Origin of the sequence: Streptomyces sp. ISL-98 (assembly GCF_018614055.1) — a bacterium.
Classification (GTDB): Bacteria; Actinomycetota; Actinomycetes; order Streptomycetales; family Streptomycetaceae; genus Streptomyces; species Streptomyces spiramyceticus.
The window spans coordinates 1-26,101 of record NZ_JAGGPB010000116.1 but is presented as its reverse complement, the minus strand read 5'-3'; the positions used below and the strand labels follow the sequence as shown (position 1 = coordinate 26,101).

The window sequence follows — 26,101 nt, the reverse complement described above, 5'->3', positions numbered from 1 at the left end:
CCGGACCGGACTTGCACCGGCTGGCTGTCCTGAGCTTGACGTCCGGTTACATCTGTTCACATCCCTTCTGGGTCGCGATGACGCCCGGACTGCTGGACGTACGATGATCAATTCCAAGGGGTCAGTGGATGCCCGGGGAGATCTTGCGTCCGGCGACCCGTTTCGATCAGTCCGGTCCGGCGCCTACGCGTCGGCCCCGTACGTCCCGTACTTCGGAAGGCCCGTCGACTCGTAGACGTGCACCGCAATTCCGCTCGGCGTCGTCTCGTTGTGCAGCAGGCGCAGGCCGGCCGGGGTGCCGCCGTCCGGGAACAGGTGTCGTCCGCTGCCCACGACCACCGGGGCGATCGCGAGCCGCAGCTCGTCGATCAGGCCGGCTGCCAGCAGGGACTGGCCGAGCCGGGCGCTGCCGTGGATCTGGAGCTCGCGGCCGGGCTGGCGCTTCAGTTCGGCGACCTGGGCGGGGATGTCGCCGGACAGGATCGTGGTCGGCTCCCACCCAGCCTTGGTCAGGGTCTGGGAGGCGACGTATTTCGGCGAGCCGTTCAGAATGCGGGCGTTCGGGTGGTCGGTCATCGCCGGCCAGTCCCGAGCGAAGTTCTCGTACGTACGGCGGCCGAACAGGAACGCGTCCGCCTTGCCGAGCCAGGTGGCGGCCACCCGGTCGAATGCCTCGTCCAGGTGCGGCACGAACCAGCCGCCCTGGGCGAACCCGTCGCTGGTGTCCTCGTCCGGGGAGCCGGGCCCCTGGGAGACGCCGTCCAGCGACAGGAACTCCTGCAGTACCAACCTCATTGCGCACCACTTCTCTCTCGGGCAGGGAGACATCCGTCCCCGCCCTTTCAGACTTCGTGACGTGCGGAAACTCATCGGTCACCCCGCGGCGCATCCTCGGGCGATCAATATCAAGGGGTGTCTGCGGAGACGTGGACGAGGGCATCCAGGGGTGGTGCCGGCGGTGTAGACGAGGTGGGCCTTGTCGTCGGCAGGGGTGAAGGCCGCGACCGGGGGGCGCCGTGATCGGAGGTGACGGTGTCGTCGTGGTGCTTCTTCGGCTCTTCGACGTAGATCCCCAGGCTGAGCGCGGCCTTCATGACCGCGGCGCCAGGTCGCCCGATAGTCCGGTGGAGTTCGGGCCGAAAGACTTGAGCCACTTTCTGAGGCTGGTCGGGGTGTCGCGTTCGGGGGCGGTGGTGATGAAGATGACGCGGGTGTTGTCGCGGACCGCGGCTGGCTGCTTGGCCAGTGCCACGGAGATGTCTGGCGGTCGGGCAGGCATCAGGGCAGTTGGTGTAGTCGAAGACGACCAGCATCGTCTTCCCTGCGGTGTGCTGGCGCAGGTCGAAGGGCTTGCCGGTGGTGTCGGTGAGGACCAGTTGGGCTTGGTGAACGGGTTTTCCAGTGCCGTGCTGTTTTGGACAACGTCAAGTAGAGCCGGTGGGGCAGTGAGAACGGGAGCCATGGTTTCGGCAATGAGATTGGGAGCCACTCGGTCTGGCGGTGTGTGACATGCCGCTTTCGGCGTAATGGGCGGGTAGGGCCGTTTGGCCGTGTCACGCTGTGCGTCGTCGATCACGGTCGTTAGGAGACTGTGCGTGCGAAGGTCGCGTGGGTGGCTGTACGAGCGGATCCGCCGGGACAAGCGGTTGGACCCGGAGATCTCGGAGCGGTCTGTGGCTCAGAAGTACCGGGTCTCGCGATTCCGCCGGCCTCCGGTGCCCCTGGCCGCAGCGGGGTGACCGGCTCGGTCGGCGCGCTGAGGATCCAGGCTGAGGCCGCCCTCGCCCGGCGTCTGGGACTGCCGACGAAGCGGTGACGGGCGGGGTGAACCCCTCCCCGGGCGGTGACCTGGGCCTGGTCGTAGTCTGCGGCCATGACTGACACCTCGACGCTGACTACCGCTGAAGCCTTCAAGATGCTGCTGGCCGGCAACCAACGGTTCGTCTCGGGGGCGCCGGAGCACCCGAACCAGGACGCCGCGCGCCGCGCCGAGACCGCGCCGGTCCAGCACCCGTTCGCCGTGCTGTTCGGCTGCTCCGACTCTCGGCTGGCCGCCGAGATCATCTTCGACCGAGGGATCGGTGACCTGTTCGTGGTCCGCACAGCGGGCCACGTGACGGGGCCGGAGGTGCTGGGCAGCATCGAGTACGGGGCGAGCGTGCTGGACTGCCCCTTGGTAGTGGTGCTCGGCCACGACTCGTGTGGCGCGGTCGCGGCCACCCGCGCCGCCGTGGAGGACGGGGTGGCCGCGACCGGGTACGTGCGGGACGTCATCGAGCGGGTCACGCCCAGCGTGCTGGCCGCCCGCGCCGCTGGTCTCACCCAGGACGGCGACGTCATAGCCGAGCACGTACGGCACACCGTCGACCTGCTGCTGGACCGCTCCCGGGTGCTGGCCGAGAAGGTGGAGGCCGGACGGACCGCCGTGGTGGGCCTGTCCTACCGGCTGACCGACGGCAGCGCCCAACTGGTCACGGCCCGCGGCCTCGACGTTCCCGTCAGCTCCGCACCGTGACGCCTGAGGCGGCCCCCGGTCTCCGTCTAGCCGTTACCACACTCTCCTCTCGTTCACCGCACCGCCGGAGGGCAGCCGGGCCGTGCCGATAGCCTGCCGGTGAACGAGTAGATGCCGGGTGAGAACTCCGGTCAGATGGAGAACAACAATGTCTCGTCGTTACGACTGCTCCGGCACCTCCGACCGTGCCACCGGGCTGCGCGAGGCCGCCTCGGCGGTGCGCTGTGGTGAGCTCGTCGTGCTGCCCACCGACACCGTGTACGGCATCGGCGCCGACGCCTTCAACCGCAAGGCCGTTGGCGATCTGCTGCGGGCCAAGGGCCGGGGCCGCCACATGCCCTCACCGGTACTGGTCGGTTCCCCGGACGCCCTGCCCGACCTGGTCACCGCCTTCTCCGACCAGGCATGGCAGCTCGTGCGCGCCTTCTGGCCAGGCGGGCTGACCCTGGTCGCCCGCCACCCACCGTCGCTGCAGTGGGACCTCGGCGACACCCACGGCACGGTGGCGGTCCGGATGCCGGCACATCCCGTTGCCCTCGACCTGCTCACCGAGACCGGGCCGATGGCGGTCTCCAGCGCCAACCTGACGGGGCAGCCGTCCCCGCAGGACTGCGACGCCGCACAGAACATGCTCGGCGACTCCGTCTCCGTCTACCTCGACGGCGGCCCGACCTCGGCTGCCGTGCCGTCCTCGATCGTGGACGTCACCGGCAAGGCACCGGTCCTGCTCCGCGCGGGCGCGCTCAGCACCGAGCAGCTGCGCGAGGTCGTACCCGAACTGCAGGACTCCCACTGAGGCGCCGCGAGCCGGGCCCGTTCACTGTCGGGGACGCTGGCCGACAGGGCCCGGACCATCAAGCTGTCGCCACCCGCCCCCGCCTCCGGCATCGTCGTCTGCGCAGTTCGATCTTGCATTTTTCGTGGAGTACCACTGCTTGAGCTGATCGGACGGCTCGTGATTAAAATCGTCTCTCATGTCGAAGCCTGACGAACTGCTTGTTGACGTCGCCGCTCTGGTGGAGTCCGGGCACAGCAATCAGATGTCTCTGACCGTGGTCGCCGGTGGTGCTGTCATCACGGGGCGGCTGGCTCCCGAAGTCGTCTGGAGGCAGCGGGTGTCGGAGGTTTTGGCGGACTCGGCCCGCCTGAGCGATTTCTCCGCCGTGTTCACCGCTGCGACGCGTGAGGAGGGGCCGCCCAGGCATCTGCACTTCCATGTGGCGCGGATTTTGCAGGGCGCGGTGGGGATCCCGGAGACGGGCGGGATGTACCGCGTGGCGATCGAGGACGTCAGTGCCTGGACCATCGGCGACTTTAGCTACTCCGACCACTGACCCACTGTCGCGCCGAGAGACCCCCGGTAGCGGTGAGGGTCCGACCGGCGCATTCCGGTCGGACCCTCACCGCTGCTTTGACGCCGGCTCGCGCCTCCCTGTCGGTCAGACGGCCGCAGGGGCGCCGAGCATCGCGGAAGCCTGTTGGAGCGGGTTGAGAACGCGCGTGGGCGCGGGGGCCGGGGGAAGGCCGCGGCAGGTGAAGCCGAGCTGGGTCATGGCCCGGAGGACTTCGCCGGCGCTGAAGTCGCGGCGGTCCTGGCGTGTGACGACCTGTCCGACCTGCTTGACGGGGTAGGTGCGTCTGCCGATGATCACGGACTCGCCGGAAGCCTGCTCGGGCTTGATGCCCTTCATCGATTCCAGGACGCCGCTCTTGGTGAGGTCGAACGGGAAGCGGGCGATGACACAGCGCATGACGCCTCACAGGGAGAGGGACGAAGGGGGATGGTTCTGCCGCGGTTGAGGCGGTTCAGCGGGCAAGGGCGAGGACGCCCAGAGTTCTGCCGTGTTCGTCGACCACAGGCAGGGCATTGAGCCGGCGGTAGCGCATCGCGTGCTCGGCTTCGGCCAGGGTGGTCACGGGAGAGGTGAACGGCCCTCGATCGCCCAGGATGTCGCGCAGCTGGATCCGGTCCGTGTACGTGGAGCTGTCACGGGCTGCTGTGAGCTGAGCCTGGGTGACCAGTCCGATGCACAGGCCGCTGTCGTCGCAGACAAGCAGATGCCCGGTGCGGGCGCTGGCCATGACGGACAGGGCCACCTCGACGGTCATGTCGTCACAGACCTGCGGTCCGGCGGTGTCCATGGCGTCGGCCACCGTCCTGTGCACGGGGGTGGCGTTCGTCGAGCGGGGCTGCATCTGAACCAGCGTCAAAAGGTGCCTCCTGCAGTGGTGGGCCAGTTTCCTGATCACGAAGTTTCTAGGCCGCCGCGTCGAAGGAGGTCTGCCGCCCGGTCATGCGCCGGGCAGCCGAAGCGGGGCTGCGCCGGCCGCGTGAGGCCGCGCTGCGCTTACGCCGCTCGGCCACCGGCGCGGTGATGGTCACGGGGATGCCGGAGGGGGCTTGGGCGCCGGTGATCCGGCCGAGTGCCTCCTCGCCGGAGCGGACCTGGGTGGTCTGGGGCACGATGCCGGCCGCTGTCATGAGGCGGGTCATGTCCCGGCGCTGGTTGGGGGTGACCAGGGTGACGACGCTGCCGGACTCCCCGGCCCGCGCGGTTCGGCCGCCGCGGTGCAGGTAGTCCTTGTGGTCGGTCGGCGGGTCGATGTTGACGACGAGGTCGAGGTCGTCGACGTGGATGCCGCGGGCGGCGACGTTCGTGGCCACGAGCACGGTGACGTGTCCCGTCTTGAACTGGGCCAGGGTCCGGGTGCGTTGGGGCTGCGACTTGCCGCCGTGCAGGGCGGCGGCCCGCACCCCGCTGTTCAGCAGGTCTTGTGTCAGCCGGTCGACGGCGTGCTTGGTGTCCAGGAACATGATCACCCTGCCTTCGCGGGCCGCGATCTCGGTCGTCGTCCGGTGCTTGTCGGCGCCGTGGACGTGCAGCACGTGATGCTCCATCGTGGTGACCGCACCTGCGGACGGGTCGACGGAGTGGACGACCGGGTCGGTGAGGTAACGGCGGACCAGGCGGTCGACGTTGCGGTCGAGGGTGGCGGAGAACAGCATCCGCTGGCCCTCGGGGCGTACCTGGTCCAGGAGCGCGGTGACCTGGGGCATGAAGCCCATGTCGGCCATCTGATCGGCCTCGTCCAGGACGGTGATCGCTACCTGGTTCAGTCGGCAGTCACCGCGGTCGATGAGGTCCTTGAGCCGGCCCGGCGTCGCAACGACAACCTCGGCGCCGCCCCGCAGCACATTGGCCTGCCTGCCGATCGACATTCCGCCGACGACGGTCGCAAGCCGCAGCTTCACCGAGCGGGCGTAGGGGGTGAGTGCGTCGGTCACCTGCTGGGCAAGCTCACGCGTCGGCACGAGGACCAGGGCCAGCGGCTGGCGGGGCTCGGCGCGCTGCCCGGCGGTGCGGGCCAGCAGGGCCAGGCCGAAGGCGAGGGTCTTGCCGGAGCCGGTGCGCCCGCGTCCCAGGGCATCGCGGCCCGCGAGGGTGTTGGGCAGGGTCGCACCCTGGATCGGGAACGGGACGCTCACGCCTTGCGCGGTCAGTGTGGCTAGCAGCTGCTTGGGCATGTCGAGGTCGGCGAACGCCTCGACCGCGGGCAGAGCCGGAGTGATCGTCTTCGGCAGGGCGAACTCACCCTGGACCGCGGCGGGCCGCCGGCCGTGGCCACCCGAGCGGCCCGGACCGCCGGAACGGGACGGGGCGGGCGAGCCGAAGCGGGCGCCCCGCCTCGAACCGGCGCCGGACCCGAAAGCGGGGCCCTCGGTCCGGCGGGGGCGGGAGGAACGGCCGTTCGTACGTGTGGGGTTCATCGAGAACCTTCCTTGATACGGCGCGTATCAAGGAATTCCCGCAGCGAAAGAGCAGCGCGGGGAATCACAAGAACGAACCGAATGGAATGCGAAAAGGAATGTGGCCTGCAGTGAATCCGGTGCAGGATGCAAGCTATGAAATAGGTGACGTCATGTGGACGTGAAATCCCGGACGTCGACCGGTACAGCTCCGAAAAGGCGCGCATCCCTGAGGATGGGGCTGCGGGCAGTGTTGTCCCGCAGGTGACACCGCTGTGGGAAATGTCCGTAGCTGGGGCCCGCACCCCGAGGGATGCGGGCCCCAGCTACGAAGTCCGCGTCAGCGTCAGGCGGGAACGATGTTCTCGGCCGTCGGGCCCTTCTGGCCCGTCGCGATGTCGAAGGTGACCTTCTGGCCTTCGAGCAGCTCACGGAAGCCCTCGGCGGCGATGTTCGAGAAGTGGGCGAACACGTCGGCGCCCCCACCGTCCTGCTCGATGAAGCCGAAACCCTTGGCCGCGTTGAACCACTTCACGGTGCCTGACGCCACGTCATATCTCTTTTGGGGCAGTACGCCGGGACCCGCGATGCGCGGATACCGGGTCGCCGCGATGATGCCCCGTCCGGAAAAAGACCGGCAATACAAAAGCTTCCAGTGGCCGGGAAATTCCGGCGAAGGAGCTTGAAAGTTTTTGGGAACCACAACTGCAACTGAGATCGACAGTAGCATGAGGTAGCGGCCCATGTACGGTAAATAACTCCACTCCGTTGGCTGCCATAAAAACACTCCCCGCACTGCGCGTTAAACCCTCATCTCGCGGCCATAGATATTGCCCCACCCGGACCGTAGCGTTTCAGGAAAGGCGGGCGCTGCTCACGGCTCGGAGGGCACAACTGTTCCGGTGGCACCATCTCGCCCGGCATCCGCCCGTGTAGCCGGTCTCGACACAGATCGGGGGCGCGGTCAGGAGATGGCCAGGAAGATGGCGATGTAGTGCGCGGTGAAGGCTGCCACGGTCAGCGCGTGGAACACCTCGTGAAAGCCGAACCAGCGGGGTGAGGGGTCGGGGCGCTTCAGGGCGTAGACGACTGCGCCCGCGCTGTAGAGGAGACCGCCGGCCACGATCAGGGTGAGTACGGCCGCTCCGCCGGTATGCAGGAAGTCGGGCAGGTAGCGCACCGGTGCCCACCCCAGAGCCAGGTAGCACGGGGTGTACAACCAGCGCGGAGCTCCGACCCACAGGACCCGGAACGCGATGCCGGCCAATGCGCCCGTCCATACGATCCACAGCAGCATGGACCTCTGGTCCGGCGGGAGGAGGAGCACGGCCAGGGGGGTGCAGGTGCCGGCGATGATCAGGAAGATGTTGGCGTGGTCGAGACGTCGCAGAAGAGCCTCGCCGAGCGGCCTCCAGGTGCCGCGGTGGTAAATGGCGCTCGTTGCGAACACCAGCCAGGCGGTGACCGAGTACACGGCGCAGGCCAAGGCCGCCTGCGGGGTGCGAGCCAGGCAGATGAGTACGATGCCTGCGATCAGCGCGGCGGGGACCATTCCGGCATGGAGCCAGCCACGCAACCTCGGCTTGATCGGTTCTGCCAGATCGGCCGCCTGCTCCACCAGAGCGGCAAACGAGTGACCACTTTCTCCTGCACCGTCACATTGTGGTCCGCGGGCCAGCCCGACTTCGCGGTGTTCTCCACACTCTGAGACGACGTGGCCACGTTCGACCTCAGCGGCGTCACGGCACATGGCTTCCCGTCCTCCCACGGACTCCTGGGCGTCACTGGCAATCATGCGCTCATGCTAAAGAGACCTCACAGGGCAGCCCTTTCGAGAGGTCGGCCTGAAATCCAGGCCCAAGTCGCCGGCCCTGGGCTGTTTCTCCGCCGTGTGGACTCCGGTCTTCTTGTTCCCGCCGATGGGCCCCCGAGGCTGAGTAGACCGGCCGATCGTGGGAAAGATCAGGGCTTCCGAACGGGCACCACTGCTCGCCTACCCGCAAGGATCGCCGATGCTTCCTGAAGTCCGCCCACACGTATCCGCCCCCCTCACAGACCAGTTGGAACTCCAGTTGGGTCTGGCTCCAGACCTCGAAGCCAGCCATCTCGATGTGGAGCGCGTCGCCGGCATCGCAGTCGTCGCAGCTGCTCACTCCGGTGGCTACGCGGCCATCGGTCATCTCCTCGGGCTGCTGGCCGCGCTCCCTGCTCCCACCGAGGCAGGCGAACGCTTCTGGTTGGAACTGTGGAGGTCCTCGGGCACCGCCTACCTGCTACCCGCCAACATCAAGGCTGAGGTGCTGCAATCCCTGACAGGCGAAGGAACCGCCCTGGCCCGACAGATCCTCTCGGCTGTCGACGAGATGACCCCGCCCCAACGCGTCGCGGCCGGGGAGGTGATCGGTCAAGCCCTCGCCGAGTCCGACCACCTTCCCGACCTCAAGACACAGGTCATCGGAGAACTATGGCTCCGAGATCTCGAACTCACCGCCTGGCGCGTCCTGCACGCCGACGGCAGGTCGGACGATCCCGCTGGACGCAAAGCCTTCCTCGAAGCCTGGACGAGTGTCTGAACGTCTGCTCCGCCGTCCTGCGGGATGAAGCTGAAGCTCTTCTCCGCGTTGAACCACTTCACCGTTCCCGTAGCCATGTCTCATGCCGTCCAGCCGGTGTACGCCTCCCGCAACGTGCGGGAGGCGGAGGTGATCGCCCTGGTTCCTGCGGCACGGCACAGCAGAACGCCCACGCCGTAGACGTGGGCGAAGGGGACCTTCCGAACCATGACAGCCAGCCCGGACGGTACATGTCCGCACCCTGCCACCATGGGAGACGACCCTGCGTCACACCCTGACACGTGCGTGCGGGGACCCGCCGGTACCCGGCGGGCGCGCTGCCTCAAGCCACGGGCGGTCCCGCCAATCCGGCGGTGCGGCGGTATTCGGCGTTGATGCGCTGGGCTTCCTCGAGTTGGTCTTCAAGGATGACAATGCGGCAGGCGGCCTCGATGGGGGTGCCCTGGTCGACGAGTTCCCGGGCTCGGGCGGCGATACGCAGCTGGTAGCGGGAGTAGCGGCGGTGGCCGCCCTCGGAGCGCAATGGGGTGATCAGGCGGGCTTCGCCGACGGCGCGGAGGAAGCCCTGGGTGGTGCCGAGCATCTCGGCGGCCCGGCCCATCGTGTAGGCGGGGTAGTCGTCGTCATCGAGACGGCCGAATGAATCGTCTGCTGTCATTGCACCTCTCTGTGGAACGCGTGGAGGGGCCTTGGTGCCGTACCGGCACCAAGGCCCCGAAGGAACTGCTACACCATCTGCCGGCCCTAGTGCCGCGCCGGCCTTCTGTGTCCGCACGCCCACCCGGGAGAGGGCAGGGAATGCGGGGATCGCGGTTGCTTGACCGGAGACCACCTCACTATCGATGTCCTGCGGTACCCGGACTCAAGACTTCCGCCCGGGCGATCCTGATGGCGCCTGGCTCCTCCGTTCTTCCCTCGGTGATCAACTACTTACCAAGCGGGGGACTGCGTACTGCTGGTACTGCTCTACTGCGAACTGCTGGTGATGCGAACTACCCAGTGGCCTGCGACAGCGCCACTCTTCGGCAGCCAGCCCCGTCGCCCGTCCTGCGTCTGCTCTGGCTTAGAACCCCACTGCCGAACTTCCCGGTACGCGCGCCCGCAGCCGACGCCTTTACCGAGGTGCTGCTCACTGACTTCACTGCTGGGTACTGCGAACTGCAACTGCGGGTACTGCTGCCCGGCAGTTCGTCTCTGCCAGGCCCTGCTGTCTCTCTGGGCTACGAGAGAAACCATAACCACACCACCACCCAATGTCTACTCCGGCCGACATAGATTTCCGCGAGTTCGGCAGGGAGGTAATCGACCTCGAACAGCGACGAGGGCAGGCGCGAGGCCGTCACTGCCGACGGGTTAACCGGCCGCAGGCCGGGGCACAAGCCCAGGCAGACTGGACCGGGCATTGACGACAGAGACCAGGGTGACCTGATGGACACGATGAGCGTCAGCGTCGCAACCGTCCGCTCCTCGACATCCGTCGCCGGCGCACGCGAGAGCGCCCGGGATTTCCTCGAAGGTCTCGTACAACCGATCGCAGCCGAGGCTGCCGACACCGTGGTCCTGGTCGTCTCGGAGCTCGTCACCAACGCCCTGCGCCACGGCGGCGGCACCTGCACCCTGGACCTGACCGCACACCCGGACAGCATCGAGGTGGCCGTGCACGACCGCAGCCCGCAGGCCCCGCGCATGCGCACCCCCGACCTGAACGGCGGCACCGGAGGCTTCGGCTGGCCCATGGTCAACCGCCTCGCCCGCGCCACCGCGGTGACCCGCCACACGGCCGGCGGCAAGACCGTAAGCGCCCTCCTCGCCCGGTAGCGCCAAGGCGCCGCCGCCGCCCGGCGTGACCGGTGGCCTCCCCAAGGTCAATCTCACCGATAACCGCTGTACCGACAGCCGTGACGGCTGCCTGCAGCGCCGGTTTCCGAGGCTGCTATATCCGTCAAGCGGCCATCGCGAGGTTGTTGGCGGCCGTCAAGCTCTCCTCGGCCGGCCCCCGTTCGAGCAGTTTAACGACCTGGCGGGCGATGGACCGCTTCAAGCAGCGCCGGGCCTCCCGAGGCGACTTGCCCTCGGTGGTGCGCCGCTGAATGTAGACCTTGGTTGCTGGGTCGATGCGCATGCGGATCAGCACGATGGTGTGCAGCGCCCGGTTGAGTTGCCGGTCGCCCCTCCGGTTCAGCCGGTGGCGGTTGGTCAGGCCGGAGAACGCGGGGATCGGCGGCGTGCCGGCGAACGCCGCAAACGCGGCCTCGGAACGGAAGCGGCCCGGGTGCGACCAGCTCACCAGGATCTGACCCGCGCTGATCGGACCCACGCCGGGCAATCGCAGCAGCTTGGGCGCCATCGCGTCGACCAGCACGACGATCTCGGCCTCCAGCTCCTCCGCCTCCGCTCGCAACGCCTGGACCCGAACGGCGGTGGACCGCAGTGCACGCGCGGTCATCCGAGGCTCGATGGTCTGGATCGGCCGCTCCCGGAGCTTGGCGCAGTGCTATATCACCGCCTTGCGGCCCTTGCCGCGCAGCTCGGCCCGCAGGTCCTCGGGCGCGGACACGATCGGCGCCTTGAGGTGATTGATCGCCGCCGCGCACGAGGTGACGGCGCCCTGACGGGTGGCCAGCAGGACCCGCAGCGCCTCGCGTTCGCCGCGGCGACGCGGGTGAATCAGGTGCTCGGCGGTCAACGCCTCCAGTCGGCATCAGGCTACCCTCGGCCCGTCTTCGACTGGCAAAAATCCAGACGTAGAAGACTTAATAGAAGACTTATCGGAGAATCGGCGTTCCCAGGATGTTCCCATCTGGGCGCAGAAAAAGCCCCCCACGATCTTCGTGGGGGGCTTTCAAGGCTCTGACCTGGGCTTTCTTGAGCCGCCTTCGGGATTCGAACCCGAGACCTACGCATTACGAGACCACTAAGGGTTGTCCCGTAATCGCTGGTCACGGGTGAGATGATCTTGGTGTGGCTGGTGTGATCACGGCGTCGGAGCCGTCTTGGATAGGTCCGTTCACCGGGCTGAGCCCGCGCTGCTTCGGCAAGTTGGTGACCGCGGTGCGCCGCGAGACCGCTGCCGAGCTCCAGCGCGGGCGGCCCTGGGGGCTTCCGCTGGAGGACCGGGCTCTGCTGGTCGCGGCGTACTGGCGCACGAACTTGACGATGCGCCAGCTCGCCCCGCTGTTCGGGGTGTCCAAGTCGGCAGCGGACCGCATCATCGACCACCTCGGGCCGATGCTCGCGCTCCAGCCCCGCAAGCGGTTCCGCAAGGACACCGTGCTGATCGTGGACGGCACCCTGGTGCCCACCCGCGACCACCAGGTCGCCGAGCAGTCCAAGAACTACCGCTATTCCACCGCCCATCAGGTCGTCATCGACGCCGACACCCGCCTGGTCGTCGTGGTCGGCCGGCCCCTGCCCGGAAACCGGCACGACTCCCGCGGCTGGGAGGAGTCCGGTGCAAAGCTCGCCGTTGGCCGCACCATGACCATCGCCGACGGCGGCTACCAAGGCACCGGACTGGTCATCCCGCACCGCCGTCGCAAGAGCGAGGACCTCCCGCCCTGGAAGGAGGAACACAACCGCTCCCACAAGCGAGTGCGCGCCCGCGTCGAGCACACCTTCGCCCGTATGAAGGCCTGGAAGATCCTGCGCGACTGCCGACTCAAAGGCGACGGCGTCCATCACGCCATGCTCGGCATCGCCCGCCTGCACAACCTCACCCTCGCCGGATAGGCGAACGGGCAGGACAGCGACCGACCGCGTCTCCACCGACTCCAAGATCATTACGGGACAACCCTCAGATGCCGACCGCCACAGCGGCCACCACCAGGACTGCCCCACCGATCAGTGCGGAACGCTTGCGCGTCAGTACCATTCAGTACCATCCGGGCTTGACTCGGACGATCGAGTAGACCGTGCCCCGGTTGTTGCCGGTCAGGTACTCGCCGATTGGCTTGTTGAGCCTGTTCTTGTTGTGCGCGGACACCTAGGCCTTGCCGTTCTTGAACTTCGTGACCACCGCAGCATGGTCCCAGACTCGTTCGTTTCTCCAGTCGAAGAAGACGATGAGCCTTTTCCAAGCTGATGGTGGCGCCGTGTCAGCTCTGTCCGTTCTCGGTCCACGGACGGAGCTTCTCCGGGTTGCGGATCGCCCAGATGCGAGTGATGCGGCCGCTGGTGAGGCTGAACGCCGCCACGGTCACGGTGACACCGGCGTGCTGGGCGACCAGGCCGGGCTGGCCGTTGACTGTCCGTTCCAGGAGCGTCAGCGCAGGGGCTTTGTCGGCGATGTGGATCAGGTACTGGGCGATGCGCTCGCTGCCCTCGACCGGGCGGAGGACGGTGCCGACCAGTCCGCCGCCGTCGGCGATCATCGTGGCGTTCGGGTCGAGGAGATCGACGAGGGCCTCGATGTCCCTGGCCTCCCACGCCTCCTTGAAATGCCGCACCAGACCGGCCTGCCCGGCCGTCGGAACCGCCGGAGCCTGCGCGGCGCGAAGACGTCGACGGGCCGAGGACGCCAGCTGCCGGCAGGCAGCCGGCGTCCGGCCGACGATCTCGGCGACCTCGGCGAAGGGGTACCGGAAGACGTCGTGCAGGATGAACGCCACGCGTTCGGCCGGCGTCATCGACTCCAGTACGACGAGGAAGGCCATGTTCACCGACTCGTCCAAGGTGACCCGGTCGGCGGGGTCGGCCGGCTCGGCCCTGCCGCCGCCCCCCGACGGCCCGCTGATCCACTCCGTGCGGTCGGGCAGCGGCTCGGGTATCCATTCGCCGACGTAGCGCTCGCGCCGGACCCGCGCTGAGCCGAGCAGGTCCAGGCAGATGCGGGTGGCCACCGTCGTCAGCCAGGCGCCGGGCGACGCGATGGCCTCCTGCCGTTGCCGGGACATCGCGTACCAGCGGGCGTAGGTCTCCTGCACGGCGTCCTCGGCCTCGGCCAGCGAACCGAGCAGCCGGTAGCCGAGATTGATCAGATGTCGTCGCTCGCCGACGATCGCGCTCAGGCCCGGCTCGGACCGGTCATGCCCCGGCCCGGATGGGGTGCTCATGGTCGCGACCGCTCCCTGGTTCTTCTCGTCCGCTTCCGCTCTCGCCACTTCGACGAAACACCGCACCGGACTGTGAGGTCGGCGCTTCGCCTCACATTTCGCGGGCCCACGTCGTCGGACTACCGAGACACTACCGATCCACCGCCGCGAGGCAGAAGAGGGGACCGAGCCATGGCCACACAGACGACGGCAGAACAGCGCAGCGTCACGTTCCTGCAGGTCGCGATCGCCCTGCAGACCTTGTCCCTCTCCTTCCAGGCGGTCACCGCCGGAATGCTGCTGTCCTCGTCCCACGGTGCGGTACTGCACGACGCCGGATCGCGCGTGATGTACGGCGCATCGATGGTGTACGTGCTCGCCGCGATCCTGGCGTGGCGGCCGGGCGGCGGAACGCCCCGCCCCATCCTGTACGCGTCGGGCTTCCTCGTACTCGCTTCGGTGCAGGTGGTGCTGGGCATCGCGCACATGCCGTCGCTCCATGTCCCCCTGGGCGTCCTGATGTTCGGCCTGAGCGTGCTGGCGCTGGGCCAGGTGCTGTCCCCCCGCTTGTCGCAGCGCTCCGGCACCCGGTCGTAACCGCGGCGCGAACCACCGCCGCCACCCCACCCTCATGCTGATGCGGCGAGGTGCAGGGCAAGGACGGCCCGGACGAGGTCAGTGATGCGGTTGGTGCTGCACCGGATCTTGCGGAGGAGTCGCCAGACACCTCACGTTGCCAACGCGTCAAGCTGCGGTGGCGAGTTCGGTGGGGAAGACTCCGGGCTGGGCAACGCCGTTAATCCGCTTCTTGAGGACCTGTCCCACCTTCAGATGTGTCCTCACCTGCTTCTAGTGTCTCGTGATCCTGTTTGTGTCAGTTCGCGTTGTTATTGACGAGTTTTCTGACGTTGGTCGCGACGAGCCGGCCCTTGGCGAGGACCTCGCCGGCGGTCGCGGTCCACGTGAAGGGCTTCGCGTTCTCGTTCCAGGAGTTGATGTAGTCGCGGATCTGCTTGATCAGGACGTTGACGCTGGAGAACGTTCCGCGCCGGATCGATTGCCGGGTCAGGATTCCGAACCAGATCTCGATCTGGTTCAGCCACGAGGAGCCGACGGGGGTGAAGTGGAAGTGGACATGCGGGTTCTTCGACAGCCACTCCTTGACCTCGGGTGTGGTGTGAGTGGAGAGGTTGTCCAGGACCACATGGATTTCCTTCCCCGCGTACGGTTTGACGGCCTTCTTCAGGAAGGCCAGGAAGTTCTTGCCGTTCCGGTTCGGCTTGCACTCGCCGAGCACTTCACCGGTGGTGACATTCAGGGCGGCGAACAGGTTCGTGGTGCCGTGCCGGACGTAGTCGTGGGTGCGCTTCTCGCTCGCCGCGAAGGTCACCGGCAGCACGGGCTGGGTCCGGTCCAGTGCCTGGATCTGCGTCTTCTCGTCGATGGACAGCACCACCGCGCCGCCCGGCGGGGCCAGGTACAGGCCGATCACGTCGGCGACCTTCTCCGCGAACGCCGGGTCCTTCGAAATCTTGAAGGTGCCGCTGCGGTGCGGCTTGAGATTCTCCTCGCGCCAGACGCGGGCGATGTAATGCCAGGACACCGAGATGCCCTCGCGCCGTCTCAAGTGATCGGCCAGCGTCCGTGTGGACCAGTGCGACAGCCCGGAATCGGCCGGCGGCGACATCCGCGTCAGAGCGATCACTCGCCCGCGTGTCTGCGGCGGCACCTGGTCACGAGGTCCACCACGGCGTTTCTCCTCCAGACCGGCCAGACCGTGCGCGGCATAGCGGGCCTTGCAGCGGTCCACCGTCACCGGTGCCACCCCTGCGAGTTCGGCAATGTCCTTGCGTCGCCGACCTTCGCCGGACCACAACACGATCCGCGCCCGAAGCGCCACATCAGCCGGAACATCACGCGAGCCCGCCAACTCCCGTAGATCAGCCATCTGTTCAGAGGAGAGATCCATACCAGACACAACGATCACAGAAGCCTCAGGTTCCATGAACAGGATCACGAGACACTAGGTCCCACAGGTTCGCCTGCTGCCGGCAGACGGGCCGCACTTCGTCCGTGCCCGCATCCGGCCGGGGTCGGACCCCGCGCTCGGCTGCGGAAACGTGATCACTCGGGGGCCGTTCTCAGAACTCTCACAGATGGTCATTTGCGAGAATCCGGGTGCATGAGGCCGTGGGGCGTCCCTTCGTGCAAGTAGGCGAAGAGGGAACGGTTCTGCCGGTACACCTCAGTCTCGTACGTTGCGCGGCCCGCGCGCCGCGAGCGGTCACGGCGTATCCCTGACCCGTGCAAGATCCCTTCACGTACGAGTGCGCGAGGCCCGCTCCGGTACAGCCGGACGACCCGACCGCTGAACCGGCGGCGCCCGCCGCCGGTCCCTTCGATGCGTACGAGGAAGAGGACCAGACCGCCGCGGAGTAGAGCCGGGGCGGGGACCGTCACAGCCTTTGCCTTCCCGCCCCGGAGATCAGTTCGACAACTGACGCTACAGCCGCCGCCTGGCGTCAGTTGTGCTGGGCCAGGAAGAGGCGGGCCCGCTCGTCGAGTTCGGCGGCACACCGCACCCCTCGGGCCCGGTAGGGGCGCAGGTCCCCGCGCAGCGAGCGGACGGCCTTGAGGGTGCGGGTCGACTGCACCCCGGCCATGGTGTCGATCGCCCGGCCCCAGGTGGTGCACGCCTGCTCGATTCCGCCCTGCTTGGCCTGCTGCTCGGCCTGCGCGACGAGGTCGAGGGCGATGATCCGCGCGTAGGTCGCCCCCGGACGGCTTGCGGCGGCCGTCGCGTACTGGAGGGCGGCGTTCTTGCGATCGCCAAGCGTCTCGTGGACTTTGGCCGTGCGGGAATGGACCGTGGCGACGGGCGGGCCCCACACCAGGGCCCAGAACGGGACGTCGTCGTCGGCCCCGGCCGCGAGCGCGGCGTGGGCACGGTCGACATCGGTAAGGGCCTGGGGCCTCTGGCCGGTCTTGGCGAGCGCGTGCGCGTGGGTGATGGCGAACAGCGCTTCGACCTGCGAGCCGACCCGGCCCTTGGCGCGGTCCCAGCCGGTCTCGGCGAGCGCGAGGCAGTGTTCGGGCCGGTGCAGTTTCATGCCCTGCTGCGACATGGTGCGCATGACGAACCCGTCCTGACCGCGGACGCCGGACTCCCGCGCAAGCGCGAGGGACTGCAAGTAGTACCGCTGCGCCAACCCCTGTTCACCGGAGTCGTACGCCTTCCAGCCGGCCAAGTGCGCGCCGGCGGAAGCGACGGACAGCGCCTCGGCCCGTACGTCTTCGCTCGCGAAGCGGGACCGGCACAGGGTGCGGACATCGGTGATCAGGTACTGCACGAACGCGGAGCGGCCGTGCTGGCCGCCGTGCTTCTCGTCCATGTCCATGAAGACCTTCACCATGTCGCGCACCGCGGCGACATCCGCGTGCCCGGCGACGGCACCGCCGCTGACGGTGCGGGTCCGGGCGGCGGCGGCCTGGACGGTCTCCAAGGGGAGCGTCGTGGCAGCGAGGGAGAAGGCGGAGGCGGCGAGGAATTTGCGGCGGTTCACGTCGGCGGCTCCCACGGCGGTCAGCGTCTCGATGGGGTCGAGGTCCAGCGTCAACCCGATGCTGTCATCTTCGCCGCCGACTGGGGAACCGAGTCCGAGGTCTTCGCGGGTGATCCGGCGGCCCAGACGGCGCGAGAGCGCCTCGGCCAGGTATCCCGGGGTCAGGCCGGAGGGTTCGGCGCCCCCGATCCAGTGGTGGACCGCCGACTTGTTCGTCCCCAGCCGCTGCCCGCTCTCCGCCGCGACGGCCTTCACCGCACGGGCGACGCCGTCATACGGCAGCCCGGACTCGTCGACGAGCTTTCTGAGCTGGTGGTTCGCAGTGCGCTGGGTCATGGCCTGCCCCTCGCCCGTATACCCGATATACGGCTCCACGCTCTCCGTACGCTACCCCCCAACTCCCTTGCCCAGTTCACTGATTGATGAAGCCCGGTGACCTTCTGTCGCCGGGGTTGGGTCGAGTGGAAGGGGTTTGTGATGAAGGACCAGAGTCGCCCCTGGGAGTCCGTGTTCGCGGGGCCGGAGATCACCGCCGTGCCCAGTGACACCGCGCGCTTCGAGGAGAAGCCGCAGGAGTCTTCGGACCAGGGCCGGTTCGAGGACTGATCCGGCACCGCCCGTACGGCACCACCTGCACTACCGGGGTCCGCGCCTGGCCTGCGCCGCGCGGGCCCCGTCGTATGTCCGCCAGCCATTGAGAGGGGAGTTCAGATGTTGACGATGTCGGTCGACCTGCGGACCAGTACGGGCCCGTGGCAGTGGTGTGACCAGGGGGAAGGCTGTTGGACGCGGAGAGGCGACCGCATCCGGCCGTTGGCGAACGCCGCGCTGGAGGCACGCGCCGTCACCGACGGCACGGCGACGCTGATGGTGATCCGCGAGCGGGCCGCCGGCCGCGCCTCGCGGCTGCGCTCGACGGCGCCGGTCCGGGTGGACAGCGCGGTGTACGCCCGCGCGGTCGAGGAGTGCGGCGCCTGGCCGCTCCAGTCCGTATGGATCGAGGCGGGCCCCGACGGTATCCGGCTCCAGACCGGGCTCGGCGGCATCTGCCCGCTCTACCTCTCGTACGAGAGCGGGCGGCTGACCGCCTCGTGGCAGCTGATGGACCTCAAGTCCCACCAGGCGCCCGGGAAGCTGGACGAGAAGGAGGTCATGCGGCTGCTGACCGGGCACCCCCGCTACGGGCACGACACTCTGTTCACCACCATCAAGCGGCTCTCCGAGCGGTCGACGGCGCACGCGGACACCGAGGGCCTGCGCATGACCTACCCGGCTGCCGCCGAGCACGCTCAGCCCTCTGACCTCGCTGAGAACACCGGCGGTGCCAAGCTCGTCGATGCGTTCGAGGCGCTCGTCGACCACATCTACGCCCGCCGCCCGCTCACCCCGGCCCAGACCGCAGCACAGCTGTCCGGCGGCAAGGACTCCACCAACCTCGCCCTCTCCCTCGCCCTGGCCCACCCGGGTCTGATCACGCCGTGCGCGCTGCTGATCGGCGGCGAGGCCGAGTCCCAGCAGATCACCCGGCGCCGCATGGTCATCGAGCACACCGACTTCGCCCCGGACGTCACGGTGCCGGCCACCGACCACCCGCCGTTCGCCCCGGGCGGCCTGCGCCGCGCGCATCCCGAGGCGATCAGTCCGCTGGATGAGCCGCACCTGGAGGCCGCGGACGCGCTCGCCCAGGCGCTGATGGCCCGCGGCCTCACCACCGTGGTCGCCGGGTTCGGCGGCGACGAAGTCGCCCGGGTGCGCCGCCCGGACGGCGGGCCCGCACCCACGCCCGAAGCGCCGACGTGGTGCGGGGAGCGGGTGCGCGACCTGCTCGGCGACGTCAACACCGGCATCTCTCCGGCCACGGTGGCGCCGGAGACCGCGCTGGTCGCCCTGGAGGTCGCCACCCCGCTGCTGGCCCGGCGCGGCCTGTGGACCATCGCCCCGTTCACCGATCCCGACCTGGTCCGGTTCGGGCAGCGGCTTCCGCTGGAGTGGAAACGGGACAAACGGCTGCTGACGACACGGTTCGCTGCCCGGGGCCTGCCGGATGAGGTGGTGCACCCGGTGCTGCGGGAGAACTTCGGGCACCTGATGAACACCGCTGTGCACCGCTACGCCTCCGGCTTACTCAGGAGCTGGGGCAAGGAGCTGCACCTGGTCGAGCAGGGCTATCTTGACCAGGCCGTGCTCGCCGAGACCGTCGAGCGTGCCGCGCTCGGGCCCGACGAGGCGGCCCCGTACCGCACCGGACTGTTCCTGATCACTGCCGTCGAGCTGGCCCTGCGGGCCCTGTAGACGGCTTCTCCACCACGCGGGCGACTTCGGCTCAAAAGGCCCCGGCCGCCCCGGCGGAAGCACCAGGATGGGGCGGGTGACCGCGTCCTCACCCGCCCCGAAAACCTCCGGCTCCCCGCAGCAGGTCGGCTACCAGAGCGACCCCCACTTCGAGGACATCGCGAACGCCTCCTGGTGGCAGATGGCCGCCCGGCTGCCCCGCACGCTCGCCGCCGCCGCACGCCTCGGCTGGGCCGCCGACCGGCCCGCGATGCTCTGGCTCGCCGCCTGTCAGCTGGTCGTCGCCGTCTCCTCGGCGGTCGCGCTCGGAGCGCTGCCCGGGGCCATGAACCACCTGTTCACCGGCGGCCCGGTCGCCGACCGGGTGTCCGCCGCAACCGGCGCTCTGATCGTGGTCGTCGCCGCCACCGGGGTGCGGGCCGGGGCCGACGCGCTCGCCACCTACGCCTCCGCCCGGCTCGCCCCGGAGGTCGCCACCGAGGCCGACCTCCAGATCATCGCCGCGACCCCGGAGGTGGAACTGGAGGCGTACGACCGGCCCGGATTCACCGACCGCCTCCAGGCCGCCGGCAAGGGCGCCGAAGCGACCGAGAACCTCATCGGAGACGCCCAGGCCCTCGTCTCCGCACTCGCCCAGCTCATCGCCGCCGCCTCGGTCTTGACGATCCTTCACCCCCTGCTGCTGCCTCTTCTGCTGCTGGCTGTCGTGCCCAAGGGGGCCGCCGCCATCGCCTCGGCCCGGATCCAGCACCGCGCCGACTACCAGAACATCTCGGACAACCACCTGCGCTACCTGCTCCGGTACTACTCCACCGACCGCCGCACCGCCGCCGAGGTTCGCGCCACCACCATGGCCGGGTTCCTGACGAGCTGGTACCGGGAGATCACCGACCGGATCAAGGCCACCCACCGGGCGGCGGCGCCCCGCGTCCTGCGCGTCACCCTGCTCGGCGCGGCCCTGAGCGGGCTGATGCTGGCGGCGACCTGGGTCGCGCTCGGCTGGCTCGCCGCGACCGGGCGGATGGACCTGGCCATCGCCGCCACCGCGGTGATCGCCGTACGGACGTCGACCGGTGCGTTGACCTCCATGGTCATGGCCGCCGCACGGCTGTTCCGCACGAGCTTGTATCTGGAGGACTGGCAAGCCTTCCTGCGCCGTGCGAAGGCCCTGCGCGCGGTACGCGGCACCACCCAGATTCCGGCCGCCGGGCCCGCCGAGATCCGCGCCGAGAACGTCACCTACACCTACCCCGGCGCCGAGACCCCGGCCCTCGACGGCGTCAGCCTCACCCTGCGCCGCGGCGAACTGGTCGCCCTGGTCGGCGAGAACGGCAGCGGCAAGACCACTCTGTCCGCCCTGTTCACGGGGCTGCGCATCGCCTCCAGCGGCACGGTGACCTGGGACGGAACCGATCTCGCCGGGGCGGACCCGCACAGCGTGTGGGCGCGGGTCGGCCTGGTGCCACAGGACTACACCCGCTGGCCCATGGACCTGCGCGCCAACATCCACCTCGGCCAGCCCCGCACCGAGGACGACGCTCTCCTCCTGGAGGCCGCCCGGTCGGCCGGCGCGGACAGCGTCATCGCGAAGTCGCCGTACGGCCTGGACACCCTGGTCGCCAGCTCCAACTGGGGCGGCACCGACCTGTCTGGCGGGCAGTGGCAGAGGATCGCGGTCGCCAGGGCGTTCTACAGGGACGCCTCCATGTTGATGCTGGATGAGCCGACGTCCGCGATGGACCCGCGTGCCGAGCACCTCGTGATCAGCCGGTTCAAGAAGCTCGCTGCGGGCAAGGCCGCCCTCTTCGTGACCCACAACCTGGAGAACGCCCGCATCGCCGACCGCGTCATCGTCCTCGACGGCGGTCGCGTCGCCGAGTCCGGGACGTTCGAGGAGCTCCTCGACTCCGGCGGGGTACTGGCCGAGCTGTACAAACTTTCCCAGGACCGGTGACCCGGCGCTGAACTCGTGTAGGATCCGCGACTCCATTAGCAATGGAGGCTGTTCGTTAGCAGTGGATTAGCAAATCCGCGATTTCGTTGGCAATGACTACGTTCCGTGGCGATCTCCGCCGGGTCTCGGGCACGGATTCCCTGACACCGTTTCACGGGCGCATGACCAGGGGGTTGGGGACGGCGAGGTATTGCGGGTCGGTGCCGTCCGCGTCGGTCCAGCGGGAGAGCAGGTTGGCCTTGCCCGGGACTGTCGGCGCGGTGAGGAGCGTCTCCGTCTCGGTCCGTGAGAGGCCGCGTTCCTTGGCGTACCGCTCGAACTCCCGCCGTGCGGCAGACCACAGCTCCACGGTGGCCCCCGGGAAGCGGTGGGCAAGGATGCCGGCGATCTCAGTGAGGTTGTTGACGACGAGGCAGTACACCAAGCGCTGCCAGGCGGCCTCGCGAGGCGTCCAGGGGATCGCCTTGGCGCCCTCAGCGTCGCGGAAGACGGCTTGCACGGGGGTGCCGTCGGTATCCACGGCGACCAGGGTGTTCTGGAGATGACACTCGACCGCGACACCGTGGCGGGCGTACGCCTCCAGTACAGGCGGGACGACGCAGCCGAGATAGGCCGTCCACCAGGGCAGCGGGTCGGTGAGGCGGTCGAGGGGGCTGCCGTCGAAGCCCTCGGGGAGGGAGGCGGCCAGGACGGCGGTGGCGCCGGGGACCACGTGGCCGTCCAGGCCATCGCGGACGAGGACGGGGAACACCTCGTCAAGGCCGCGGACCGTGCGGTGCCCGCGTTCGGCCAGCCAGGCCGCGGGGCCGCCCATCGCCCGGAAGGCGGCGGTAACCAGCGGGTCGGTGCGGCGTACGTGGCGCAGTTCGTGCCGTCGCATTCGCCGGACGTCGTTGGTGATTTGTACCTCCAGGCTGAATTTCAGGAACACATCACCGCGCGCCCCGGGGCGTTCGGGCCTTGCGGGAACGTGGACCGTACGCACCGACGACGTGGCCCGGGCCTGCCAGGGGGTGGTTCCCAGCCGCAGCAGGCGGCCCTCGGTGAAGGCGCTGCGTACGATGGGCAGGCGGTGGGCGAGGTCGAGCTGCCAGGGGTGGGCGGGCAGCAGGCGGTAGCCGGATGGGGCCTCTCCCAAGGCGTCGAGGGCCGTGGTGTCGCCGTCGTCGATCACCGCGTCCTCGCGGACGCCCAGCAGGATGAGCGGGAAGCGGGCGTACGCCTCGGGGGCGTAGCGCAGCCAGGCGGCGGGTGGGCCGCCGCCGCTGCGGGCCTTGGGGGCTGGGTGGAAGGGGTGGCCCATGACCAGGGCCTGTTCGGAGCGCAGCCATGGGTCGTCGGGCGGAGTGGCGCAGGCCCGGGCGGCGAGGAGGGCCTCGACGGCCGCGCGGCTGGCAGTCATCTCGGCGGCCAGGGCGGTGTTGGAGCGTCCGGTGGCCGCGCGCATTTCCTGGATGGCAAGGTCGACGAGTCCGGAGTGCCCCAGGGGCCTCCAGGTGCTGCCGGACCACAGTTCGGGCGCCGCAGGCCGGTGGCCGGTGCGCACGCGCAGCAGCCGGCCGCTGACGTGTAGGCGGTGGACGACACGACCGGCGACCGGTTCCCCGGCCGGTACGGCGGCTTCTCGAAGAAGGCAGTTGAGCACCGGCGTTATGGCCAGTGCATCGGCCGCCCGGGCGAAGGCGTTCATCGACATCAGTATGTGTGAACCGTGTTCGGGTGCGTAGGACATGCGTGTGTGCCGTACCGCCGCCGAACGGGACTTCGTGCCCGAACTGAGGCGTGAGCGGCCGGAATTGCTCGCCGCCTACCTCGCCGCTCTGCCCGGCGCGCGGGCTGCGGTGCTGGCCCGGCCGTGGCGCGGGCTGGTCCACGAGCCGCTGCCCTGGGTCGCAAGCCGCACGTCCGGGGGCGACGGCGTCACGCTGCGGCTGACCGACGGGCGCCGGCTGCACGGCCCGCCGTCGGATCCCTGGGCGAGGGGACAACAGTCGGCTCGCTGGAGCTGAACGGCGTCCCGTACGACCATCCCGGCCTTGATGATGGCGGCGCTGGCGGTCCCGGGCTGGGCACGTTTCGCCGCCGAACTCGACCGCAGTACCGTCTCGTTGGCGCTGTCCCGCACGGCCCCTCGCCTGACGGAGCCGCCCGCCCACCCGTGGGAGTGGGAGCAGCGGTCGCCGGACGGCCACCCGTACCCAGCTGCCGGTCCCGCCCCGGCTTCTCGGCCACCGAACAGCTGGCGTACGCCCCGGAACACCGTCCGGTGGTGGGCCTGCGGCTGGCACCCGTGACGGGCGCCACGGTGCGCGGCCCGTGGCCGTCCGGACTCCGGGACGGCGACGCGGTTCTGATCCCGGCGCACCCCAGGCCGAGCGCTGCCGCTGAGGATACGAAGTAACGCATTCTCAATCGCCCATTTCGAATGCGGACGCGCCCACCTGCCGCGCTCCACAGCCCGAGCAGGTACGGGTTTACATGATCGCCCACCGGCTGCCCCTACATAACCGGTATGACCCGGCTTGCAGGACCAAGCGATCGACGTGGCGCGCCGTCACAGGTCAGGACGATGCGGGAAGGCTGGACGGAATCAGCCTCATCGCCTGATCGGCTTGGTCGCTCTGGAAGAGACGCAACCAACGAGGTCTGACCGGCCATCCGATGCGGCGCTGCGCTGCCTGCGGACACATCGGGTGCTGCGACTCCTCACCCGGGCAGCACGGCACGAAGCACGCGCGCGAGGCCGGGCACCCACTACTGACCAGCTTCGAACCGGGTGAGAACTGGTTCTGGGACATTGAGACCGATCAGTACTACGAGGGGCCGCAGCTGGCCCCGCCCACCGCGTACCCGGCCTCGCAGTCCACTCCGGGCCCCCGGGACAAGGTCCCGACGGACTGGAAGCGGTAGCTCCACTGACCCGCTCAATCCGCTGGACACCTGGTCCGGACGTCAGATCTGCCGGACCGGGTCCGTGATGCCTCCGGGGCATGCGAGCGCCGCGGGGTCCCATCCGGCGCGTCCGGCCCCGGCCTGGTAGGCGCTTTCGTAGAAGGCGAGTACGGCAGCACGAGGATCGGGCTCGGCGCGGGCCGCGTCGTAGCGCAGCACGGCCAAGTGGCTGTCACCGTGCGCGACCCACTGCGCGGACGCGGGGCTGAGCGGCTCCCCGGCCAGGTCCGCGGGCTCGGGGGCGGTGTAGGAGTAGAACGCGGGCTCGCCGAAGGTGTCGTCGCCGAACCAGAAGCCGAAGCTGATCACTTCCCTGGAATACGCCTCCCGGGTGACGGGGTCGACCTGCCGGGGCTGGTCGACCCGGCGCCCGGAGATCCGGCTGTGGGCGATGTCAAAGGTGTGCCAGAAGTGGTGCACCGGGCTGGTCTTCCCCGAGTAGCCTGCCGCGAACTCCTCCAGCACGGACGCCACCTGGCTCAGGACGCGCCAGTAGCGGTTGGCGGCCACGGGGTCGTAGGTCGCGTGCTCGGTGTCCTCGGCGAACGGCCGGTCGGCGTCGGGCAGGTCGAAGGGCCTGGGAATGGCGATGTCCACCCGGACGCCCAGTGCGGCCAGAGCGGCCATGGTCCCGTCGTGGAAGGATGCGACGGACTGGCCCGGAAGCGGAAAGGATCTCTCTTCGCCGTCCAGTGTCACGACGACGAGCCGGTGGTCGACGAAGTCGAAGTCGATCGTGAAGATCGGATTCCCGTCGACCCCACCCATCGGACGCGTGGTGATGCCGCGCCCCGTGACATGGAACGGGACGTTCCACCAGTGGTTGCGCCGGGCGCTCGCGGCCAGGCGGATCTTGCCGACGATCTGCGCGAAGCGATGCAGCGTCTCCTTGGTGTCCCGCCACTCCGCCAGCGGCACCGGCGGGAACAGCTCCATCACATTCCCCTTCCCGCCCGGCGTTTCCGCGACGGCCGGGAAGTCTCATCATGGCCCCGCAGGGGACGTCGGGCACCCGCTGAGGGAGGGGTGAGCCCTGCGCGGTCAGTCCTCGGTCACCACGAGTATCACCACGAGGCCGAGCACCAGCTGGCCCACGGCGATGATGAAGACCGAGCCGACGCCCGCGCCCGCGGCGCCCGGCTGGCCGCCCGCCGGCCACGACCGAGGAACAGGTGCGTCACGCCAGGACCTGCTCACCCGCCCCGGGGAACACCGTCACGTCCATCGCGAAGCTCCTCGGCGTCAGCAGGAACACGGTCTACAAGCACGTACCCGAGCGGAGATTCACGACTGAGCATCGGAGCCGGGAAGCCACCGAACACACTCGGCGGCACCGGCCAAGCCGGCCTGGGCAAGGTAACGGGTCACCGAGCTGCTCTCGCTACACACGGTCAGCGTCACCCTCGCTTCCCCCCAGAACTGGCGACAGTTGAATACGCGAGCCCACCAGTACCGTCCCCCGGTACAGCTCCGG

Annotated in this window: 31 protein-coding genes and 3 pseudogenes; 15 read left to right on the top strand and 19 right to left on the bottom strand. The window is 69.0% G+C overall.

Going from position 1 to position 26,101, the window contains the following annotated elements; translation table 11 throughout:
* Positions 1-183: 183 nt before the first annotated feature.
* Both J7I98_RS40345 and J7I98_RS42105 read right to left on the bottom strand, forming a co-directional pair.
* Positions 184-795 (bottom strand): dihydrofolate reductase family protein, encoded by a 612-nt coding sequence (locus J7I98_RS40345; RefSeq protein ID WP_214930025.1) that lies wholly within the window; start codon positions 793-795, stop codon positions 184-186.
* A gap of 295 nt (positions 796-1,090) precedes the next feature.
* Entirely contained in the window at positions 1,091-1,279 is a 189-nt protein-coding gene (locus J7I98_RS42105; RefSeq protein WP_251021916.1) for an SCO family protein, read from the bottom strand.
* Between the two features lie 594 nt (positions 1,280-1,873).
* On the opposite strand from J7I98_RS42105, the gene J7I98_RS40335 reads away from it, so the two are divergent.
* The 3 genes from J7I98_RS40335 (at position 1,874) to J7I98_RS40325 (ending at position 3,849) form a co-directional block, all read left to right on the top strand.
* Positions 1,874-2,515 (top strand): carbonic anhydrase, encoded by a 642-nt coding sequence (locus J7I98_RS40335; protein WP_214930024.1) that lies wholly within the window; start codon positions 1,874-1,876, stop codon positions 2,513-2,515.
* Between the two features lie 148 nt (positions 2,516-2,663).
* Positions 2,664-3,311 (top strand): L-threonylcarbamoyladenylate synthase, encoded by a 648-nt coding sequence (locus J7I98_RS40330; RefSeq protein WP_214930023.1) that lies wholly within the window; start codon positions 2,664-2,666, stop codon positions 3,309-3,311.
* Positions 3,312-3,489: 178 nt separating this feature from the next.
* On the top strand, positions 3,490-3,849 hold the full coding sequence (locus tag J7I98_RS40325; RefSeq protein WP_214930022.1) for a hypothetical protein: 360 nt from the start codon (positions 3,490-3,492) through the stop codon (positions 3,847-3,849).
* Between the two features lie 105 nt (positions 3,850-3,954).
* Here the strand turns inward: J7I98_RS40325 and J7I98_RS40320 are convergent, their stop codons facing one another.
* The 5 genes from J7I98_RS40320 to J7I98_RS40300 all read right to left on the bottom strand — a co-directional run bounded on the left by J7I98_RS40320 (position 3,955) and on the right by J7I98_RS40300 (position 8,013).
* Positions 3,955-4,266, bottom strand: a complete 312-nt coding sequence (locus tag J7I98_RS40320) for an SCO5918 family protein (RefSeq protein WP_214930021.1) — start codon at positions 4,264-4,266, stop codon at positions 3,955-3,957.
* A 55-nt stretch (positions 4,267-4,321) separates the two neighbouring features.
* Complete coding sequence (locus J7I98_RS40315; RefSeq protein ID WP_214930020.1) at positions 4,322-4,726, bottom strand: CBS domain-containing protein; 405 nt, start codon at positions 4,724-4,726, stop codon at positions 4,322-4,324.
* Between the two features lie 46 nt (positions 4,727-4,772).
* Complete coding sequence (locus tag J7I98_RS40310) at positions 4,773-6,284, bottom strand: DEAD/DEAH box helicase (protein ID WP_214930019.1); 1,512 nt, start codon at positions 6,282-6,284, stop codon at positions 4,773-4,775.
* A gap of 325 nt (positions 6,285-6,609) precedes the next feature.
* A complete protein-coding gene (locus tag J7I98_RS40305) occupies positions 6,610-6,813 on the bottom strand; it encodes a cold-shock protein (RefSeq protein ID WP_214930018.1) in 204 nt (67 codons plus the stop codon).
* A 414-nt stretch (positions 6,814-7,227) separates the two neighbouring features.
* Positions 7,228-8,013, bottom strand: coding sequence for a hemolysin III family protein (locus J7I98_RS40300; RefSeq protein WP_214930026.1), 786 nt, complete (start codon positions 8,011-8,013; stop codon positions 7,228-7,230).
* A 262-nt stretch (positions 8,014-8,275) separates the two neighbouring features.
* Here J7I98_RS40300 and J7I98_RS40295 point away from each other — a divergent pair, with 262 nt between their 5' ends.
* Positions 8,276-8,836 (top strand): hypothetical protein, encoded by a 561-nt coding sequence (locus J7I98_RS40295; protein WP_214930017.1) that lies wholly within the window; start codon positions 8,276-8,278, stop codon positions 8,834-8,836.
* Here J7I98_RS40295 and J7I98_RS42800 read toward each other — a convergent pair.
* From J7I98_RS42800 to J7I98_RS40285, 3 genes and pseudogenes are all read right to left on the bottom strand, one after another.
* Positions 8,836-8,913: pseudogene (locus J7I98_RS42800) on the bottom strand (cold-shock protein); the annotation flags it as partial. The gene J7I98_RS40295 and the pseudogene J7I98_RS42800 sit on opposite strands and share 1 nt — an antisense overlap.
* Positions 8,914-8,916: 3 nt before the next feature.
* A complete protein-coding gene (locus tag J7I98_RS42485) occupies positions 8,917-9,045 on the bottom strand; it encodes a hypothetical protein (protein WP_285438156.1) in 129 nt (42 codons plus the stop codon).
* 113 nt (positions 9,046-9,158) lie between these two features.
* On the bottom strand, positions 9,159-9,494 hold the full coding sequence (locus tag J7I98_RS40285; RefSeq protein WP_214930016.1) for a MerR family transcriptional regulator: 336 nt from the start codon (positions 9,492-9,494) through the stop codon (positions 9,159-9,161).
* 770 nt (positions 9,495-10,264) lie between these two features.
* Here J7I98_RS40285 and J7I98_RS40280 point away from each other — a divergent pair.
* Entirely contained in the window at positions 10,265-10,654 is a 390-nt protein-coding gene (locus tag J7I98_RS40280) for an ATP-binding protein (RefSeq protein ID WP_214930015.1), read from the top strand.
* 124 nt (positions 10,655-10,778) lie between these two features.
* Here the strand turns inward: J7I98_RS40280 and J7I98_RS40275 are convergent, their stop codons facing one another.
* Positions 10,779-11,282, bottom strand: coding sequence for an IS110 family transposase (locus tag J7I98_RS40275; protein WP_251021915.1), 504 nt, complete (start codon positions 11,280-11,282; stop codon positions 10,779-10,781).
* 48 nt (positions 11,283-11,330) lie between these two features.
* On the bottom strand, positions 11,331-11,522 hold the full coding sequence (locus tag J7I98_RS42100; RefSeq protein WP_251021914.1) for a hypothetical protein: 192 nt from the start codon (positions 11,520-11,522) through the stop codon (positions 11,331-11,333).
* 275 nt (positions 11,523-11,797) lie between these two features.
* Between J7I98_RS42100 and J7I98_RS40270 the strand changes: the two genes are divergently transcribed.
* Complete coding sequence (locus J7I98_RS40270) at positions 11,798-12,565, top strand: transposase (RefSeq protein WP_214930014.1); 768 nt, start codon at positions 11,798-11,800, stop codon at positions 12,563-12,565.
* Positions 12,566-12,930: 365 nt separating this feature from the next.
* On the opposite strand, the gene sigJ is transcribed toward J7I98_RS40270, so the two are convergent.
* On the bottom strand, positions 12,931-13,887 hold the full coding sequence (gene sigJ / locus J7I98_RS40265; RefSeq protein ID WP_214930013.1) for an RNA polymerase sigma factor SigJ: 957 nt from the start codon (positions 13,885-13,887) through the stop codon (positions 12,931-12,933).
* A 171-nt stretch (positions 13,888-14,058) separates the two neighbouring features.
* Between sigJ and J7I98_RS40260 the strand changes: the two genes are divergently transcribed.
* The gene (locus J7I98_RS40260) at positions 14,059-14,463 is read left to right on the top strand and encodes a hypothetical protein (RefSeq protein ID WP_214930012.1); all 405 of its coding nucleotides are present in this window, start codon (positions 14,059-14,061) and stop codon (positions 14,461-14,463) included.
* 32 nt (positions 14,464-14,495) lie between these two features.
* On the opposite strand, the pseudogene J7I98_RS40255 reads toward J7I98_RS40260, so the two are convergent.
* A pseudogene (locus J7I98_RS40255) lies at positions 14,496-14,588 on the bottom strand (IS5/IS1182 family transposase); the annotation flags it as partial.
* 152 nt (positions 14,589-14,740) lie between these two features.
* Complete coding sequence (locus J7I98_RS40250) at positions 14,741-15,814, bottom strand: IS630 family transposase (protein ID WP_251021913.1); 1,074 nt, start codon at positions 15,812-15,814, stop codon at positions 14,741-14,743.
* Between the two features lie 356 nt (positions 15,815-16,170).
* On the opposite strand from J7I98_RS40250, the gene J7I98_RS42480 reads away from it, so the two are divergent.
* Positions 16,171-16,305, top strand: a complete 135-nt coding sequence (locus J7I98_RS42480) for a hypothetical protein (RefSeq protein ID WP_285438155.1) — start codon at positions 16,171-16,173, stop codon at positions 16,303-16,305.
* Positions 16,306-16,388: 83 nt separating this feature from the next.
* Here the strand turns inward: J7I98_RS42480 and J7I98_RS40245 are convergent, their stop codons facing one another.
* Positions 16,389-17,765 carry a hypothetical protein gene (locus J7I98_RS40245; protein WP_214930011.1) on the bottom strand — a complete coding sequence of 459 codons (1,377 nt, stop codon included), beginning with the start codon at positions 17,763-17,765 and terminating at the stop codon, positions 16,389-16,391.
* A 141-nt stretch (positions 17,766-17,906) separates the two neighbouring features.
* On the opposite strand from J7I98_RS40245, the gene J7I98_RS42475 reads away from it, so the two are divergent.
* From J7I98_RS42475 to J7I98_RS40235, 3 genes are all read left to right on the top strand, one after another.
* Positions 17,907-18,035: a hypothetical protein gene (locus J7I98_RS42475; RefSeq protein WP_285438154.1), complete on the top strand. Its 129-nt coding sequence runs from the start codon at positions 17,907-17,909 to the stop codon at positions 18,033-18,035.
* Positions 18,036-18,242: 207 nt separating this feature from the next.
* Positions 18,243-19,721 carry an asparagine synthase-related protein gene (locus tag J7I98_RS40240; RefSeq protein WP_214930010.1) on the top strand — a complete coding sequence of 493 codons (1,479 nt, stop codon included), beginning with the start codon at positions 18,243-18,245 and terminating at the stop codon, positions 19,719-19,721.
* A 76-nt stretch (positions 19,722-19,797) separates the two neighbouring features.
* The gene (locus J7I98_RS40235) at positions 19,798-21,675 is read left to right on the top strand and encodes an ABC transporter ATP-binding protein (RefSeq protein WP_214930009.1); all 1,878 of its coding nucleotides are present in this window, start codon (positions 19,798-19,800) and stop codon (positions 21,673-21,675) included.
* Between the two features lie 151 nt (positions 21,676-21,826).
* On the opposite strand, the gene J7I98_RS40230 is transcribed toward J7I98_RS40235, so the two are convergent.
* A complete protein-coding gene (locus J7I98_RS40230; protein ID WP_374225227.1) occupies positions 21,827-23,371 on the bottom strand; it encodes an IucA/IucC family siderophore biosynthesis protein in 1,545 nt (514 codons plus the stop codon).
* Positions 23,372-23,405: 34 nt separating this feature from the next.
* On the opposite strand from J7I98_RS40230, the gene J7I98_RS40225 reads away from it, so the two are divergent.
* From J7I98_RS40225 to J7I98_RS40215, 3 genes and pseudogenes are all read left to right on the top strand, one after another.
* A complete protein-coding gene (locus J7I98_RS40225) occupies positions 23,406-23,684 on the top strand; it encodes a hypothetical protein (protein ID WP_214930007.1) in 279 nt (92 codons plus the stop codon).
* A 149-nt stretch (positions 23,685-23,833) separates the two neighbouring features.
* Positions 23,834-24,076: an IucA/IucC family protein gene (locus J7I98_RS40220; protein ID WP_214930006.1), complete on the top strand. Its 243-nt coding sequence runs from the start codon at positions 23,834-23,836 to the stop codon at positions 24,074-24,076.
* Positions 24,077-24,336: 260 nt separating this feature from the next.
* A pseudogene (locus tag J7I98_RS40215) lies at positions 24,337-24,585 on the top strand (UBP-type zinc finger domain-containing protein); the annotation flags it as partial.
* Between the two features lie 42 nt (positions 24,586-24,627).
* On the opposite strand, the gene J7I98_RS40210 reads toward J7I98_RS40215, so the two are convergent.
* Together J7I98_RS40210 and J7I98_RS42095 are read right to left on the bottom strand one after the other, a co-directional pair.
* Complete coding sequence (locus J7I98_RS40210) at positions 24,628-25,563, bottom strand: DUF5996 family protein (protein WP_214930004.1); 936 nt, start codon at positions 25,561-25,563, stop codon at positions 24,628-24,630.
* Between the two features lie 105 nt (positions 25,564-25,668).
* A complete protein-coding gene (locus J7I98_RS42095; protein WP_251021920.1) occupies positions 25,669-25,824 on the bottom strand; it encodes a hypothetical protein in 156 nt (51 codons plus the stop codon).
* Here J7I98_RS42095 and J7I98_RS42090 point away from each other — a divergent pair.
* Positions 25,800-26,060, top strand: a complete 261-nt coding sequence (locus J7I98_RS42090) for a hypothetical protein (RefSeq protein ID WP_308378133.1) — start codon at positions 25,800-25,802, stop codon at positions 26,058-26,060. The genes J7I98_RS42095 and J7I98_RS42090 overlap by 25 nt on opposite strands.
* The last annotated feature ends 41 nt before the right edge of the window (positions 26,061-26,101 follow it).